A 16,698-nucleotide genomic window follows, 5' to 3' on the forward strand; every position below is an offset into this window, starting at 1 on the left:
TAACGATCCGCGTTTCAGAGAGATATTGGTAACACTTCGTCGATGACTATCTGCTCCCTTTCTTCGCGAGCCATGCGTCCCCCCCCTCATCCGGCCTGCGGCCAACTTCTCCCTCAGGGAGGGTTTGAGTGCTTCAAGACTGGCTTTCAGGCGGCATCTCTGCTGAACCAGATGGTCTCTCAGGCCTCTTGTGATCAAGATCCTACAGATTGAAACCAAAGAGGCCGAGACAGTGACAGTGACAATGATAGGGAATGGAACTGAGGCTGGGAATAATCTCTCTTCAATGACTTGCACCTCAGGCGTGAATTGCGGGTAATCCATGCCATTCACGACTAAGGCCATTCTGGCGGAACGGGTCAGGAGCAAGCGATGTCTGGGGATCATGAGATTGAGTCAAAGTGGTATGAAGAAAAAACGACCCGCATGGAGGAATTATTGGGTGAGGAACATGACATGGTCATGCACGCCATCATTCCCTATGCCGTCGGCGGCGGACTCGATCTCTACTATTATCCTCACCTGATTCCAGGCACCGGCATCGCGACCAAGGAACTCAGCGAGAAGCCCCGTGAAGGTTCAACAAACGATGCCTTCAGTTGCTATGAATTCGTGATGTTTACCCGAGAGGCTCTCTCTCTGGAAGATGCATCGAATCCGGCAACACCTTTTGGGCAAATGCACCAGTCCATCAATACGATGCTAAATATGATGGCACGCTATAGTGCCCAGGCAAAGCTCAATCCTTTTGAAACGGTCGAGTTTCCAGCCGAGATGGAAACTGTCGGTGGACGTTGTCTGATTCTCGATGCTTATGGCACAACCGAGGCTCATGCGGACTTCGGTCTCATGCTGATCATGGAAATTCATCGCGAGGAAATGGAATATGCCCGCCAACATGGTGGCCAGGCATTACTGAAGCGACTGATGGCTGCCAACGATTATCCTTACTCTGACCTCAATCGTTCGCCTGTGGTCACTGCGAATAAGACAGGCCAACGCCGTCTTTGGTCACGCTTTCAGCAATGGTGGTCGGGAAAATCGTGACAACAGGCTCGTGCCGTGTCACGGCTTTATCTCGGGGTTTCATGCGCAGTAACGTCCTCCGTTGTCGGACTTGACGACCTGTTCAACCCGGCTTTTCGACTTTGATAACGCACTCGGTAATCGTCTTCATCTCCCCAGAATTTGACTGATCAAGGTGTGTGCAATTGTTTTTGTGATGTGAGTCGCGGATGATGGTCAGCCAATGCGTTGAACCGAATCTCTCCGACTTTGTGAAAGCATGCACATGACGTTCGCTCTACGGACAGCCGCACTCCTGGGGGGGATTTCGGTTGCTATTGTCGGTTCGCTTCATGCGGCAGAATCGCCACCACAAGTGCTCGACGACCGACTGAAGCTGGAATGTCTTCTTGAGTCACCCGCAATTGCCACTCCCACCGGGTTAGAAGTCGATTCCAAAGGCCGTGTGTGGGTCATTGAAAATAACACACACTTCCGGCCCGGCAGTTACGCTCGCCATCCTTTGGATCGTGTGTTGGTTTTTCAACCGTCTGCTCCTGGGGCAGATCAACCTGCCAAGACCAGTGAAGTGCCCGTGGTGGTCTTCAAAGATGACCTCAAAAACTCGATGAGCTTACTGCTGGGCGAGCGTGATCCGCTGGCGCGCGATGCCACCAGGAACGTGGTTTATATCGCCACGCGATCGCAGATTCTCAAGTGTCAGGATCTGAATGGCGACGGCCGGTGTGATGAAACCAAAGTGCTGGCCAATTTTGAGACCACGGGGAATTATCCACACAACGGCCTCTCGGGGCTGGCTTGGTATCCTTCGGGAAAATTGATTTTCGGTTGTGGCGAGAATCTCGGGGCCTCCTATGAACTCAAAGGAAATGATGGCACCGTGATTGCCGGCGGTGGTGAAGGAGGGAATATCTATCAGATCGATATCGAAGGCCATGGACTGACACGTGTTGCCACAGGTTTCTGGAACCCTTACGCCAGTGCCTTTACTAAGAAAGGCGATTGGTTCACCGTTGATAATGATCCCGACAGTCGCCCGCCTTGCCGGTTACTTCATGTGATTGAAGGGGGCGATTACGGGTATCGCTTCCGAAATGGTCGCAAGGGAACACATCCTTTCACTTCATGGAATGGAGAGATTCCCGGCACATTACCAATGGTTTGCGGCACCGGCGAAGCCCCCTCGGGGATCATTGTCCATTCCGGTCATGGCTTTCCCAGTGATTATGCTCAAACACTTCTCGTCACCAGTTGGGGCGATCATCGTATTGAGCAATATCTACTTAAACCACGGGGAACTTCTTTTGCTGCCGAATATAAGACGATTGTGGTGGGCGGAGAAGATTTTCGCCCGGTTTCAATTCAGCAGGATGCCGCTGGAAACATTTACTTTAGTGACTGGGTGAAGCGTGACTATCAACTCCATGGGCAAGGCCGTGTCTGGAAGTTATCGCCAAAACAGCCCAATTCTGTCTCAAAGACTGAGACTGGTCATCTCTCTTCAACGACAGACAACTCACACGACCTCTCAGACCCTTTTGTTTTCCGGCAAGAGTTGAATCGTCTCGTCAAGTCATCTTCAGCGAGCGCTCTGGCTGATCAGTTTATCCAGGCCAAAACACAGTATGATGCCGAGCTTGCGTTTCTGGCCTTGAGAGAAGGAAAGAGCCTCACTCCGAATATTCTCGATCTGGCGGCGAAAAGCCCTTTCGCCTCTGTTCGTCGACTGCTGGTGCAGGCCGTGGCGGAAGACCGTCTGGCCAACGCGGGATCACTCGTCGATCAGGTTCTGACTGGCAATGTGATGTCGTCAGATCTCTTTCTTGCTTCGCTGGCGGCTCGTGCCATGATTGGTGGCCAGCCTCCAGCAGAATATGAAAAGGCCCCGCCCAGCGCTCTGGCCAAGCCCTTTGCACTGGATCGGAGTAAACCCGTTTCTCTGCGTGCTCAGGCATTGGGTCTGCTCAGTCCTAACGATCCCGCTTTAACTGAAGACCTCTATCGACGGGATTTTCTGACTCAAGAAGAACCTTTGAAGAGCACTGCGATCCGATTGCTCGGCAGATCAAACCTGTCTTTTAAAGAACCCGTGCTCTGTGAAATCACAGAGAATGAGTCATTGCCAAAATCTCTCCGGCTTGATGCCCTGAATGGACTGATTCAGCCGCCAAGCCACTCCAGCACGGAATCATCAATTCAGGATAAAACCCGGCAGTTGCTGATTCGGTTGATGTTCTCCAACGACTCAGAAATACAGGTCGCCGCCATTCGTGCGCTGCGCGGCCATTTACCGATGGAAACAACGCGCGATGTCGCATTAGCCCAGCAAGTGACTCAATTGCGGGCGCAGGCCAGGAGTGAAGTTCTTGCTCAATTGGAACTTGCTTTTCAGGCCCAAAATCAAGAACACACTCTGGCTGATGCAGGGGCTGGTGGAGACGTTCAAGCCGGGAGACGGGTCTTTTTTGCACTGGATGGAGTCCATTGTTCAAAATGCCATCGCGTGGATGGATCTGGTGGCAATGTCGGGCCAGACTTGAGTGCGATCGCCCGGACAATGAATCGACAAAAACTCGCCGAGTCGATTCTGGAACCCAGCCGGGAAATCTCGCCTCAGTTTGCGACTCTGGTGCTGGAATTGAAGGATGGCCGGGCAATGACCGGTATGTTGGCTGATGGCTCTCCTAAAGGGATGATCCGGATCCGTGATAACGAAGGAGCCACTCATGATGTTCTGTTGGAACAAGTCGAGGAACAGAGCGTATCCAGAGAATCTCTCATGCCCAAGGGGCTGGCTCGCCAGCTCACAAAACAGGAGTTTCAAGACTTGCTGAGTTATCTGGAATCGTTGAAGTAATTGCTTAAGAGCCTGCCTGAGAAAACCCCCTCGCGCTTGCGGGAGAGGGCCGGGTTGAGGGGTATTTAACTTTCCGTGTTTCAGGTAGCTATTGATAGCATTTCGTCGATGACTAGATATGCTCCCCTTTCATTGAGAGCAACGCGTCCCCCTCATCCGGCCTGCGGCCACCTTCTCCCTGAGCGAGAAGGATTTGAAGACTCTGGACAGACTTTAAAAGCATGACTCTTATGAAAGTGGGAGCGATCATGTGAGCATTTCAACCAATGCTTTCAGTCGCTCGGCATCAATCCCGTTTAACCGATTTCCCGCTTTGCAAACCATCGAGCGAACAGCGAGAAGGTTCGGATTCAAGTCACGTGCTTTGATCAGAGTGGTCTCCGTGAGTTGACCAGCCAGAGCAATGCTCAGTCCTCGATCGCGGACATGAGTGATGAAATTTGAGAGTGTCTCCATTGAAAAATGGTCAAAGAGGGTCTGTCCTTTTTTCGTATAGCTATCAACAAGTAGGCCAGCGAGGCCTTCATTGACGGCAAGCTCAGCCACCTCCCACAATCCCGGGGCTGACGCATGAGGATCAAAGTAGGCCACGGCGATCCACTCTAAGGTTCGCCCGGAAAGCATTTCAGTTCGCTGACGGAACCATCGCCAGCGTTGCTGCCAATTGCCGGGAGAGTCACTGGTCTGATTAATAGGGGCGTTCTGGAAATAGGCGCAGTTTGCTAAACCAATCTTCACCAATTGAATACCCGCAGGGATTGCGACTGGTTCCGTCTCAAGAAGTTCTCCCAGTGCAGCGGAGACCAGTGGAATCGGAAATCTTTCATTACTGGTTGTATGGCCGAGACATTTGGCCTGAACGTCAGATATTTGCTCTAAGAGCCTGTCCGGTAAGGCTCCCTCTCCCCTCGTGGGAGAGGGTTGGGGTGAGGGGGCCGATGAACCAGACGTGTTTCCAAAGCCAATACCAATCTCCTCAACCGGCCCGCGGCGACCTTCTTCCTCAAAGGGAGAAGGGTTTGAGTGGTTTTGGACAGTCACTAAGATCTGGCTCCAGACGGCCGTCGAAGCGCGCCCCAGCGCCCCCTGCCCCGGATCTTTGATATCCAGGACAGTCACCCCGGCTTTCACGACCAATTGGGCTTCGGCGGCGTCTTTGACGCTCACAAGAAGTTGATTTGTTGAGGCCAATCGCTCTCTGATCTTCATCATTCTCCAGGGGTTCAACTTATCAACAGTCACCGATGCTATTCGGTTTCCGGGGAAAATCGGGCCATTGTTCCACATTATTAGGGGAAAATGACGCACCTTCGCAAGATTATCATGATTCACGGGCCATGGCAGGCTTTCGAGTCACGATCTGCGGAGATAAACTGGCTGACTTGGCAGAGCCGCACGTTTGGACGCTGCACGTTGAGACGATATTAAGCGGCGGCGGACTTTCTCGCCCCGGCTGATAAGCGGCAATCTAGGGACTGTCTCTGCCAAGATGACCTGCTGACAAGGTATGTCAGCCTTTTTTTCCTTGCGGAGTTCGGCCCTGTCGACCCGCTCAGTTTGTTGATTTGGGAACATGAAGCGACGCAACGACATCCGCAATGTGGCCATTATTGCCCACGTTGACCACGGCAAGACCACTCTGGTTGATTGCCTCATCAAGCACAGCGGCCAGTTCCGCGAATCACAACTGCAGCAGGCCTGCATTCTCGATTCCAACGATCAGGAACGTGAACGTGGCATCACGATCCTCGCCAAAAACATTGCCCTGATGTATGGCGATACAAAAATCAATATCATTGATACTCCCGGCCACGCCGACTTCGGTGGAGAAGTTGAACGCGTGCTAAGAATGGCCGACGGTGCGATTGTCCTCGTCGATTCTTTTGAAGGCCCTCGTCCACAAACACGCTTCGTGTTACAGAAGGCTCTGGAAGTTGGTCTTCAGCCACTCGTGGTCGTGAACAAGATCGACCGGCCTGACGCTCGTCCTCTCGAAGTTCTCAACGAGACATTTGACCTCTTCGTGGAACTGGGTGCCGACGATTCGACACTTGATTTTCCTTATGTTTTCGCCAGCGGTCGTGCCGGATATGCCTCGCATGATCCAGCCGCCCGTGAAGGCGATATCCGTCCTCTGCTTGACCTGATCATCGAAAAGATCCCCGGCCCGGAAGTCGACGAGGAATCCCCTCTTCAGTATATGGTCACTTCACTGACTTACTCAGAGTTCGTGGGCCGTATTACTACGGGACGAATTTCGAGTGGCAAAGTCAAAGTGGGACAGACAATTGCCCTCATGAAAGAAGACGGCACCATCAAGAACGAAAAAGTGGTGGCCGTCGAAGTCTTCGATAAGCTGGGCCGCACGCCGGTTCAAGAAGCCTTTGCCGGTGACATTGTGGCGTTGACCGGTCTTACCAAGCCGGAAATTGGCGACACGGTCTCCGATCCTGCCTTTCCCAAAGCCTTGCCCCGGATCACAGTGGATGAACCCACCATTTCGATGGTCTTCACCATTAACAGCTCTCCATTTGCCGGAGCGAAAGACGGGGGCGGCAAGTTCCTGACAACACGCCATATCCGTGATCGCCTGGATCGCGAACTCGAATCCAACGTGGCTCTCCGTGTGACAGAAGCCAGCGATAAGGAGGCGTTTAATGTCTCTGGTCGCGGCGTGCTCCATCTCTCCGTGTTGATTGAGCAGATGCGACGCGAAGGTTATGAGCTTTCCGTTGGCAAGCCTCAGGTGATCCGTAAGCGGATCGATGGCAAGATCCACGAACCATTCGAAGTGTTAGTGGTTGATGTGCCCCAGACCGAAGTGGGGCCAGTCATGGAAATTGTCGGCAATCGCCGCGGTGAAGTGACCAACATGACCACCAACAGCACTGGCATGTCGCATCTGGAATTCTCGATTCCGGCCCGCGGCCTGATCGGGATCCGTACCCGAATGCTCAACGCCACCCGCGGCGAGGCCATCATTCACCACCAGTTCGACTGCTACAAGCCTGTTGAAGGGGAAGTTCCTCACCGTGCCAACGGCGTGCTGATTTCTCAGGATCGTGGCAAGGTGGTCGCGTTTGCTCTGGGTAAGTTGCAGGAGCGTTCAGAACTCTTCGTTGCACCTGGCGATGAAGTCTATGAAGGGATGATCGTCGGCGAAAACTCACGCGATTCGGATATGACCGTCAATCCGATCCGTGAAAAGAAGCTGACCAACATGCGGGCTTCGGGGACTGATGAAAACATCATCCTGAAGCCGCCCCGTCGTCTCTCACTCGAAGCGGCTCTTGAGTACATTGAAGATGACGAATACGTCGAAGTCACGCCATCAGTGATCCGCCTGCGAAAGATTCGTCTGACAGAATCCGAACGCAAGCAATTCTCACGCACTGCCGCGACAGAATAGTTCGCTTTTTTAATTGGATGGAATGCAACATCCCTCGATACGAGAAATTGTATCGAGGGATGTTTTTATTGAGGGTCTATTTATTCAATAGAGAGATATTTAACTCAAAAGTAGGGTGCATGCCAATGCACCAACTCATACGGTTTCCATGAAATAACTGCGCTGCTCGAATTCCACATGTCTTTTCACAGGCTGGACTTCGGAACAACGCACAGCGCAGTTTTTTCTTGTGAATGGTATCATAGGGATTGAACAGGCACAGCGCGCCAACCCTGACTCTTAGCATCCTCAAACTGAGGTTAGCTGATGCACAGCCTGCGTGTTCTGGAGGCATAATAAAACATACTTATCAGAATGAGTTGTGTACATGTGCGTTTGTGTTTGCCCGGACGCGGGTTAGATAGCCATACGTTGCTCGTGTTAGCTTATTGTTCGACATGAGCCGTAAACGACTGACTCGCCTCATCAGCCAGTTTCAGTAGCACATCGTGTGCTGGAACGGTATCAATTGTGAACCGATAACTAGCGACGATCGATTGCACCGTTAATTTCTTCAACTGCGAATCCGTAATTGTCAGGATCAACTCTTGAGAAATGGGATACATATTATCCCAGACGACAATGTTGACGACATGTGGGTAAGAGGAGGCAGATCCATAACGAATGATGCCCTTTGTATGGGGTGTCTGAAATGTCGATACCTCATGGTCGGCATACGGGATCGCAATTTTCGCTGCGATCAATTTCCAGTGTGATAAATAGTCGTCATCCGTCATCAACATCACTTTCCATAGGCTGACAGGCTGCTCATGAAGTGACTGTCGGATGAACGTATAGTTGCCATCTGCCGAAAATGCTGTGTCGTAATGAAGCTGGGTCAGTAATACTTCACATTCACCAGAGTTGTGTAGTTTTAACCAGGTTTTGTGGGAATCAAGTTGCGTAAACGCGCCAGCAGGGACTTCAAATTGCGAGTAGAAAGTGTCGATGACCTGAGTGTTAGAAGTCACCTGGAAGTCTGTCGGGGATGGCTGAATTGCGAGGCGAGAAGAGGCGTGAGGGCCTGAAATCAGCTCTCTATAGGCAATTGTCCGGGCAATCCGTGGGTATAGTAACCAATTGGTGATCGTCGCCACCAGAAGAAAAGCTACAAATAGCAATTTTAACCGCGACATACTCTCAACTTTATGTGTACATGAAGAGGCTCAAGTATCAGCTACGCGATACAGATACGAGAGGGGCATCATATCGAATTGCGCCCACTTCAATTTACCTCAATCTGCTTTTTAGCGGCTTGAATGATTTCAGGGTTGTGGCTTGTCAGTCCTCGGTAGATTAATCGCATGAACAATTCGGAATCGAGAGGCTGAACCATTTCAAGAAATCGACGACACTCCCATTCGTCATTGTCGAGATCAAGACATTGTTCGGCCACTCTTTCGATGCGTTCGAGAAACCACTGTCTGGGAATGGATGCCGCAGCTTCCCGGCCCAGAGTGATATTGCGGATGTTCTGGCATTGGCACGCATGCTCAAGGATCAGCGAGATCAGGAGATCAACAGCACTGGGCGGCAGCTCTGTTGCCAGACAAAGGTTGCTGGATAACTCGGGGGAAATGGCGTCCAACTGTTCCTTGAAGTCTCTATCGTAAGGACAATTGTTGTCGAATTTCATCGGATAGAACCTTCTGATCAGCTCCTTGATAGGCTATCTCCCAGAAGCCAACGCGGCTTTCTCTTCAGCAGCGCTCAGCCGCAGATAAAAAGGTTCCAGCGTCCACGGATCGACATATTTCTCACGTTGGGCTGCTTGGATTGCCAGTTCCGCGACAACCCTTGCCGGTGGCGGAGCCACACTCGACTCAAGACGCAACCCCTGAGTCGTCAGTGTGAGAATCTTCGACAGTCCCGGCCCCAGAACAACATCATTGGCCGAAAGCTGTTCCAGCCAGGGAGCCGCTTTCACAATCGTGATCTCGCCCTGCCGATGGAAACTCTCCTGTGCGAAGTGGTATTCGCCAAGAAAAAGTTCGCCACGCTGGGCATCTTCAATCGCCCACACGCGCTGATGCCCGTCACCCCAGGCGGTTGAGGACGCCAGCAGACTGTCGACGGCTACTAACTTCGCTCCTGTGGCATAACACAGCGTTTTTGCGAGCGTACACCCGACGCGCAGGCCCGTGAAACTCCCCGGCCCGACGCTGACAGCGACCAACCCTATCTCATGAGGCGTCACGCCCGCGAGTATGCAAAGCTGTGAAAGTTCTGCCACCAGCGTCTGGGCATGCCGACGCCCGGCCACCTCCAGCACGCGTTCCACCAGAAGCTGGCCATCTCGCAGAAGTGCCAACGATCCACCAACCCCTGCGGTTTCAATGCCTAACGTGACGCAAGGTTTAACCATTACCGCGTTCCTCCCGATTGTGGAGAGCCACCAGTGCGAACGACGGGACGGGAACCGGTTGCCGCCAGCTTGGCAGGCCCATCAAGAACCACCGGTCGCTCAATCGGTGTGACCATCTCTTTTAAGAACCGCGATGGCTTGGTTTCCCGCTTTTTACCCCACTTAATCCGGCTTTGCGGCCTTGTTATTGTGAGATAATCCTTCGCACGAGTGATCCCCACATAGCACAAACGGCGTTCTTCTTCGATAGAAGACGGCTTCTCAAACTCTTCGTCAACGCTCCGTTTATGCGGCAGAATTCCTTCTTCCAACCCGACCAGATAGACGCGAGAGAACTCCAGCCCTTTAGCACTATGCAGTGTCATCAGGGTAATCGCATTTTCGTCAGGACGTTCTGCCGGCGCAAAATCACTGCCACCTAAAGAGATTTCATCGAGGTATTCAGTCAACGACGGATCACGTGATTGACCTTCATACTGGGCAATCGAATTAGTGAATTCCCCCAGAATCAGATTCCGCATCTCTTGCTGTTCGGCGTTTTTATAAGTTCGCTCAATTTCTCGACTGTATCCGATGGCTTCCACAAGCTTGGTGAAACTTTCACTCAGTTTGGCTCCGCGATTTTTGAACGCCTCGCGCATCTCCTTCAGTTGCTGCTCAAACAGGCGAAGATTCCCCAATGCCTTGGTGGTGATTTCCCCGGCCTGCGCTGCATCAGGAATCACATCCCAGAACCGGCGTTTTTCTTTGACAGACCGGGCTAACAGCCGCTCGCAGGTCGCATCACCAATCCCGCGGGGTGGCACGTTGATAATCCGGAGTAATGATAAATCATCTTTCGGATTGACCAGTACCTTCAAATAAGCCTGAAGATCCTTGATTTCTTTCCGATCGAAGAACGACTGACCACCCACCAGACGATAATGAATCTGCTTGCGGCGGAGTTCCTGCTCGAAAATGCGAGGCTGCTCGTTCGTTCGGAAAAGTATTGCGATTTCACATGGCTTCACATTCAATTGTCCAATCAGATAGGCAATGTCTCGAACCACTCCCTCGGCCTCTGCCTGCTCATCTGGATATTCACGAAAGGTCGCGCTCGGCCCCTCTTTGTGGGCAATCAGAGTTTTTTCATGACGACCACGATTGTGACTCACCAGTTGGTTCGCCAATTGGATGATCGGAGCCGTACATCGGTAGTTGTCTTCCAACCGCACGATGCGAGCCGTTGGAAAAGCGTTCTTGAAACCCAGAATATGCTTCACTTCTGCTCCGCGCCAGCCATAAATCGACTGGTCATCATCACCAACCACGCAGAGGTTATGGTGCCGGCGGACAATCGACTCGACCAGTTGGAACTGAAGCTCATTCGTGTCCTGATATTCATCAATCTGTACAAAATCAAAGCGGTCTTGCTGGCGTGTCAGCGCTTCCGGATGATTCTTGAAAAGCTGCCATGTCAGATACAACAGATCATCAAAGTCAACGGCCCCCGAAGCTTTGAGCGCCAATTGATACCGCCGATAAGCCATCCCGGCGAGCTGTTCGTGATCAGAATCGGCCACTTCCTGGGCCACATCGGGCGGTAGCCCCTGCATCTTCCAGCGACTGATCTGCGACAGCAGGTCGCTGGGCTTCATCGCTGTGTCTGTCATCTTCAATGCTTGAAGCGCCTTGCGGGCCGACGATTCCTGATCCCCCCGGTCATAAATAACAAATTGCTTAGGGTATCCGAGAGCTTCGATTTCCTGCCGCAAAATGCCCACGCACCAACTGTGAAATGTCGAGATCATGGGACGTTTTTTGAGCGAACGCCCCAGCAGATGCGTCGTCCGCTCAAGCATTTCTTTAGCGGCTTTATTAGTAAAAGTGACCGAAAGAATTCGTGTCGGATCAACCCCCGATGAAATCAGATCCGCCATCCGATACGTGATGACGCGGGTTTTTCCGGTTCCTGCCCCTGCAAGCACCAGAAGTGGCCCCTGATGCAATTGAACAGCTTGCCGCTGTGGAGGATTTAAAGTCGAGAGTTCAAGCATTGCGTTCGCACATGAAAAAAAGTGGCTTCCTGCCCGGCAGTCCTGATCTGCCTGCCCGAGAACATCCGGCTAATGCGATTTCCGCAAAAGTGTAGCGTCCTGGCGGCGTAAGAACCCAGACTTTTCAGGACTAATAACACTCATACGCCGCCACGATGACCCGGAAACGGGTCTATTCTCATGAATTCTGTTCGGAATGAACAGTTCGCAGCACTTCGATCATTTCACTGATTCGCGACCAACGCTCACCAGGGTTAACCGCCAGTCCTTTCATGACGGTCTCCACGATTCTGGAATCAAGGTCAGGGCAATAAACCTTGAGATCAGCTGGGGGCGAATTGATGTGGGAAAGAATCGCTTCCAACGTCTGCCCCGACTCCCACGGAAGCTGCCCGGCGAACATTTCAAAGCAGGTCACCGCATACGAGAAAATATCGATTCGCTGATCGGTTCGCTGCCGCCGGATCAGTTCGGGAGCCATATAGTTGGCTGTTCCCGTGCGATTGCCAGGGGCCTGAAAAGGAGGCGTGTTCGGGACAACCAGGCCAAAGTCGATCAACTTGATTTTGTTATTCTCATCAAGCAGCACATTTCGCGGGCAGATATCGCGGTGTATCCAGTTCTGGCGGTGAAAATAATTGATCGCTTCACCCAGTTCGATCGTCATTCGCAGACAATTCTGCTTCATCACATCGTTCTGGGAGTCAATCAGAAAGCTCAAGGCCACCCCTTCGACATACTCCATCACAAGATAGGCTTCATTCTTGGTGGTCATTCCATGCTCAAGCGTTTTGACAATGTAAGGATGCTTGAGCGTGATCGCGATTTCGCCTTCCGAGGGCTTTTTCAGTCCTTTGAAACGGGCCTCCAGACGGTTTGTCTTGTCGATATCCAGAATCTTCAGGGCCACCGTTTTGCCGATTTTTGAATCACGAGCCTTCCAGACCTTGGACATGCTCCCCTGCCCGACACGCCCATACAGTTCAAATCGCTTGCTGATATCGATTTTCGGGACACGTGGCCTGCTCTGAAACAGCTTCTTGAGGAAGTCCATCACCGGGTCAACCTTGATCAGAGAGCAAAATGAGAACCGAGCGGCGTCAACCGGCAACAGACAATGTCGCGACAGGCCAATTTCGACTATAGCCAGTTTTCGCCTCTCCCTCCACCCGACCCCCTTGCGGGGTTTGGGCCTAACGGCCGGGACGTGGGCAAAGATCCGCAGGCTCGTTGGCCTGCTAGCCGGTTGTTGATTCGCAAATCGGCCTGACACCGCCCCCTTTCGGTGCCCTTGCGGGCTTCGTGGCGGCGTATGAAGCCAGTTGTTGATCCGCGAATGGGTTTTACGCCGCCAAAGAGAGGGTTGATTTTCAAGAGAGTCGCTCTCCAACGATGACGCGCGTGAGAGAATTAGCTCCCTCGCCCATACCGATGGGAGAGGGCCGGGGTGAGGGCGAGCCGAGCTTTCAACATCCCTCACTCCATCCTTATAATCACGACCACCGCCTATCTATCAGCAAGCAGATCTTATGTATCTAAGTAGGGTGCATGAAGCGCAGCGCAATGCACCAACTCCGAACGACTCGTTACAAGTAGCTATAAGCCGTTATTAAACAGTAGGGTGGGTTAAGGCTTTGCGCAACCCACCATCTCTACTACCACCCTGGCGGCGTAAGACCCATTCGTATATAAACAACCGGCCCTCATACGCCGCCCCAAACCCCGCAAGGGGACGAAAGTGGCCCCCGACCGCTCTTGCGAGCAATCGGGGGCTGTGAAAAAACAGCAGAGATCAGGGCCAATCCACGAAACATCATTCCACGAAGTCACCCTCGCTGACAACATTCCGTCGGCCTGTCTGATTCAGTGTTGGGCTGAATCAAACATGATTGTGTTGGCAATCCCTCGTCACAAGAAGTGGCGAATGAATAAGTGCCAATAAAAAACATTCAGTCGGGCATCAGAGGTGTTCTGCGCGAGCAGTTCGCATCTGTTGTTTGACTGTTTGTCAGTCTCGAATTCGAGGGAAGCGTCCACAATCGGCGCTTCCGCCAGCAGGAAGGAGTTCCTGTTGGCAAAGGGTTGGCCCTGACCGAGCCGAGAGAGAGCCTTCTGTCCGGAATCACAGGCGAAAAAGACCTCAACCTGCGAGGTGCACCCAAAACGAAGCCTCTCTACACTAACGCCCTTTGTTGCGCGAAAAGCATCCTTCTTTCCCTTCTCATTCCGGCACCCTGGCGGCGTAAGCCCCATTCGCGAATGAACGACTGACCCTCATACGTCGCCCCAAACCCCGCAAGGGGCCGACAGGGGACGGGTGAGGGATTTTCCAATAGGCTTTCTCAACAGAGAAGTGTGCCTGGGTATCTATTCGCATCGCTGAGGTCATGATCGCCATTCCAGCAGCGGCTCGCCCTCACCCAGCCTCTCCCATCGGAATGGGCGAGGAGCAAATCAATCAACCCCATCAACCACCACCGCCCTGGCGGCGTAAGACCCAAACGCGGATCAACAACTGACCCACATACGCCGCCACAAACCCCGCAAGGGGCCGATAGGAGACAGATCAAAGACTTATCACTTACCCGAAAATTTTGCCCGGTTACGGAACCCAGATGTAATAGATCACGACCAGCAGTATCGTCCCTGCCACTGCGGTCAATACGCCGGAATTTCTCTTCTTCTTGAGATAGAAGATCAGGATGATGCCGGTGACTGAAATGATCACCGTGACCACGGCGCTCAGATCAATGACCCACGCCCAGACAGTTCCTGAATCACGCCCCTTATGCAGGTCGTTCATCAGGGCCACAATCCCCATCGTGGTCAGTGTGCCACTGTATTGGCCTGATTCACGATTGATATAAAAATCGGCGGCATAAGCCGGGCCTTTGAAGAGAATCATGCATTCTGCTTCATCTGCCCGAAACTCGGTCACTGCACCGCGAATTTGATGGGTGTTTCGCAGATGTTCGACGACTGACAATCGGTCGATGGTCAATGACTCATCAACTGATTCGTCAGCAGTCTGATCATCCTTTATTTCAGCGGTGGCATTCTCGGACTGAGAAAGTGAACCCTGAGGAATTGGCCGTTTGAGCCAGCTTCCATTCATGGTTCCCTGAAACTCAGTCGTCGTCTGAAGATCTCCACCAAACCATGTGGGATGGTTTAACGTGATGCCCGTGACCGCAAAGAAGATCAGTGCGGCAAACCCGAGTAGCGAGATATAGATATGCAACCATCTCACCGTGCCCGCAAACCACGTATAAAATGGGTTGCGGCGCGGTGGAAGATGAGCAGAGGCATGTCGAACGGCTGGCCTTCGCAATGCCTCTGGAAGTGCTCGCTTGGCTGGCTGACTACTTGCCGGATGCGATGGGTCGACGGTACTCGACGGTGGCGGATTTGATTTCGACATTGTTCTTTAGCTTCGCCTCAGCGATAGGTTCGGCACCAAGTTCAAGGGGGTGAGTGATTAACTGATAAGTTCCGTGCTCGCGGGCCACTTCAAAGTAAAGTGTGTACTTGCCGGGCTTAAGCGGAGCGCCAGAATCGTCTTTGCCGTCAAACACCACCTTGTATTCACCAGGGCCACGAGTCGCTTCAGAAATCACACCAATCAAATCCTTCTGGTCGGCCAGCTTGCGGGTACGATCGTTGCGGTACCATCGCAGCAGATCGCGGTGCCAGCGTGGTCCCGGCTGCTTGGTCATCATCCACAGAGCGCCTGTGCGAACTGGAAACCCATCTTTGTCTTCCAGCCAGATGGCCAGATAAGGGCGGCGGTATTGTGCACCGGTTGGCTTGGCCAACTCAAATTTGACTTCCAGTTCCAGCACGCCATCCGTCTTCACTTCAGTCTTGGAAGCCTGAGCAGCTACGGCAGGGGCTTTGGCAGGTTCAGTCACTTGAGCGACTTCAATCATCCGATGCAGACGTGGCTGACGAAGTTCGTCCCAGTCAGGACTGGTCAACGTCTCACCATCTTTTGTCACCGCCAGAAAATGGACACCCGGGAGCGTGCTCGCGAGAGACTGACAGTCACTGACGGATAAAATACTGAACGATGTGGCCAGCGCATCAGCCGTTTCTGCGTCACTCGCAACGACCGTCATGCTGGCGAAATGATCCACGGGCATCGCAGTGCGGGGATCAATAAGGTGTGAGTAAGTCTGGTTGCCGATCTGGAATCCACGGCGGTATCCCCCACTGGTCGCGACCCCTTGATTATGCAGATGAATCTGGCAGAGAGGTTCTGCGTTGATCGCATCATGGAACGGATGAGTGATCTGCACGGTCGATGTCATTCGCCCTTGCATGCAGAGGTCGCCGCCGATGGCGACGCAGGCCCCATGAATCTGCTGAGAAGATGCCATAGCGACATCCACAGCCCGATCAATGATCGTTCCTTTAGCGATCGCATCGAGCGTGACGGGGATCGCAGTGATCCGTGCTGCTGTCTGATTGACGGGGTCAAGCACCCAGTGGGATTGTGCAATCTGCCGCGCTGTCGCAGAAAGTTCGACTTTTGAAGGGACTTGTTGAAGCTGTTGTCCCTTTTCCCAGACAAGACTGGCAGCTTGCACTGAAGGGTTGAAGGCCCCATGCGATTTTTCTCGCCATTGTTCGCAGCGACTCAGCACTCCGAACAATTCTGGGGAGATTTTGACAGGTGTGTGCGAAGTCTGCTGCCAGCGCGACAATTCGCTATCAGGTCGATGCCGGCTGAAGATCGCTTCCAGGCGACGGATCTCGGCTAAAACCTGAGTTTCTGCTCCCTGAGCCGCTTCACGAGAATCTGCTTCAACCTGAAGTTGCAGGGACGTTCCCAGTACAAATTCATGTTCAAAAACATATCGCTCAGAGGCATTCAGCGGACTGATTAGCGAAAGAACCGCAGCACAAACCCATGGTGCGATGGTCAATCGCAGCATCCAACTCAAACCTGGCATTCTCAACTCCA

General features: G+C 52.6%; 11 protein-coding genes. 3 read left to right on the forward strand and 8 right to left on the reverse strand.

What is annotated here, in order from left to right; genetic code table 11:
* The first annotated feature begins 372 nt into the window (after positions 1-372).
* Positions 373-1,047: a suppressor of fused domain protein gene (locus tag SH287x_RS06640; RefSeq protein ID WP_479517801.1), complete on the forward strand. Its 675-nt coding sequence runs from the start codon at positions 373-375 to the stop codon at positions 1,045-1,047.
* Between the two features lie 244 nt (positions 1,048-1,291).
* Positions 1,292-3,883, forward strand: coding sequence for a PVC-type heme-binding CxxCH protein (locus SH287x_RS06645; RefSeq protein ID WP_479517802.1), 2,592 nt, complete (start codon positions 1,292-1,294; stop codon positions 3,881-3,883).
* 246 nt (positions 3,884-4,129) lie between these two features.
* Here the strand turns inward: SH287x_RS06645 and SH287x_RS06650 are convergent, their stop codons facing one another.
* The gene (locus SH287x_RS06650) at positions 4,130-5,095 is read right to left on the reverse strand and encodes a (5-formylfuran-3-yl)methyl phosphate synthase (protein ID WP_479517803.1); all 966 of its coding nucleotides are present in this window, start codon (positions 5,093-5,095) and stop codon (positions 4,130-4,132) included.
* A gap of 361 nt (positions 5,096-5,456) precedes the next feature.
* Here SH287x_RS06650 and typA point away from each other — a divergent pair, with 361 nt between their 5' ends.
* Positions 5,457-7,292 carry a translational GTPase TypA gene (typA, locus tag SH287x_RS06655; RefSeq protein WP_479517804.1) on the forward strand — a complete coding sequence of 612 codons (1,836 nt, stop codon included), beginning with the start codon at positions 5,457-5,459 and terminating at the stop codon, positions 7,290-7,292.
* A 425-nt stretch (positions 7,293-7,717) separates the two neighbouring features.
* On the opposite strand, the gene SH287x_RS06660 is transcribed toward typA, so the two are convergent.
* The 7 genes from SH287x_RS06660 to SH287x_RS06690 all read right to left on the reverse strand — a co-directional run bounded on the left by SH287x_RS06660 (position 7,718) and on the right by SH287x_RS06690 (position 16,687).
* The gene (locus SH287x_RS06660; RefSeq protein ID WP_479517805.1) at positions 7,718-8,467 is read right to left on the reverse strand and encodes a hypothetical protein; all 750 of its coding nucleotides are present in this window, start codon (positions 8,465-8,467) and stop codon (positions 7,718-7,720) included.
* Between the two features lie 89 nt (positions 8,468-8,556).
* On the reverse strand, positions 8,557-8,967 hold the full coding sequence (locus tag SH287x_RS06665; protein ID WP_479517807.1) for a hypothetical protein: 411 nt from the start codon (positions 8,965-8,967) through the stop codon (positions 8,557-8,559).
* Between the two features lie 33 nt (positions 8,968-9,000).
* Positions 9,001-9,696 carry a tRNA (adenosine(37)-N6)-threonylcarbamoyltransferase complex dimerization subunit type 1 TsaB gene (gene tsaB, locus SH287x_RS06670; protein ID WP_479517808.1) on the reverse strand — a complete coding sequence of 232 codons (696 nt, stop codon included), beginning with the start codon at positions 9,694-9,696 and terminating at the stop codon, positions 9,001-9,003.
* Positions 9,696-11,732 (reverse strand): ATP-dependent helicase, encoded by a 2,037-nt coding sequence (locus SH287x_RS06675; protein WP_479517810.1) that lies wholly within the window; start codon positions 11,730-11,732, stop codon positions 9,696-9,698. The genes tsaB and SH287x_RS06675 overlap by 1 nt, the downstream gene beginning before the upstream one ends.
* 178 nt (positions 11,733-11,910) lie before the next feature.
* Positions 11,911-12,786: a serine/threonine protein kinase gene (locus SH287x_RS06680; protein WP_479517811.1), complete on the reverse strand. Its 876-nt coding sequence runs from the start codon at positions 12,784-12,786 to the stop codon at positions 11,911-11,913.
* A 1,548-nt stretch (positions 12,787-14,334) separates the two neighbouring features.
* Positions 14,335-15,153 (reverse strand): PepSY-associated TM helix domain-containing protein, encoded by an 819-nt coding sequence (locus SH287x_RS06685; RefSeq protein WP_479517813.1) that lies wholly within the window; start codon positions 15,151-15,153, stop codon positions 14,335-14,337.
* Complete coding sequence (locus SH287x_RS06690) at positions 15,095-16,687, reverse strand: DUF2271 domain-containing protein (protein WP_479517814.1); 1,593 nt, start codon at positions 16,685-16,687, stop codon at positions 15,095-15,097. Before SH287x_RS06690 ends, SH287x_RS06685 begins: the two co-directional genes overlap by 59 nt.
* Between the last annotated feature and the right edge of the window lie 11 nt (positions 16,688-16,698).

The sequence above is a fragment of the Planctopirus sp. SH287 genome, assembly GCF_056500625.1.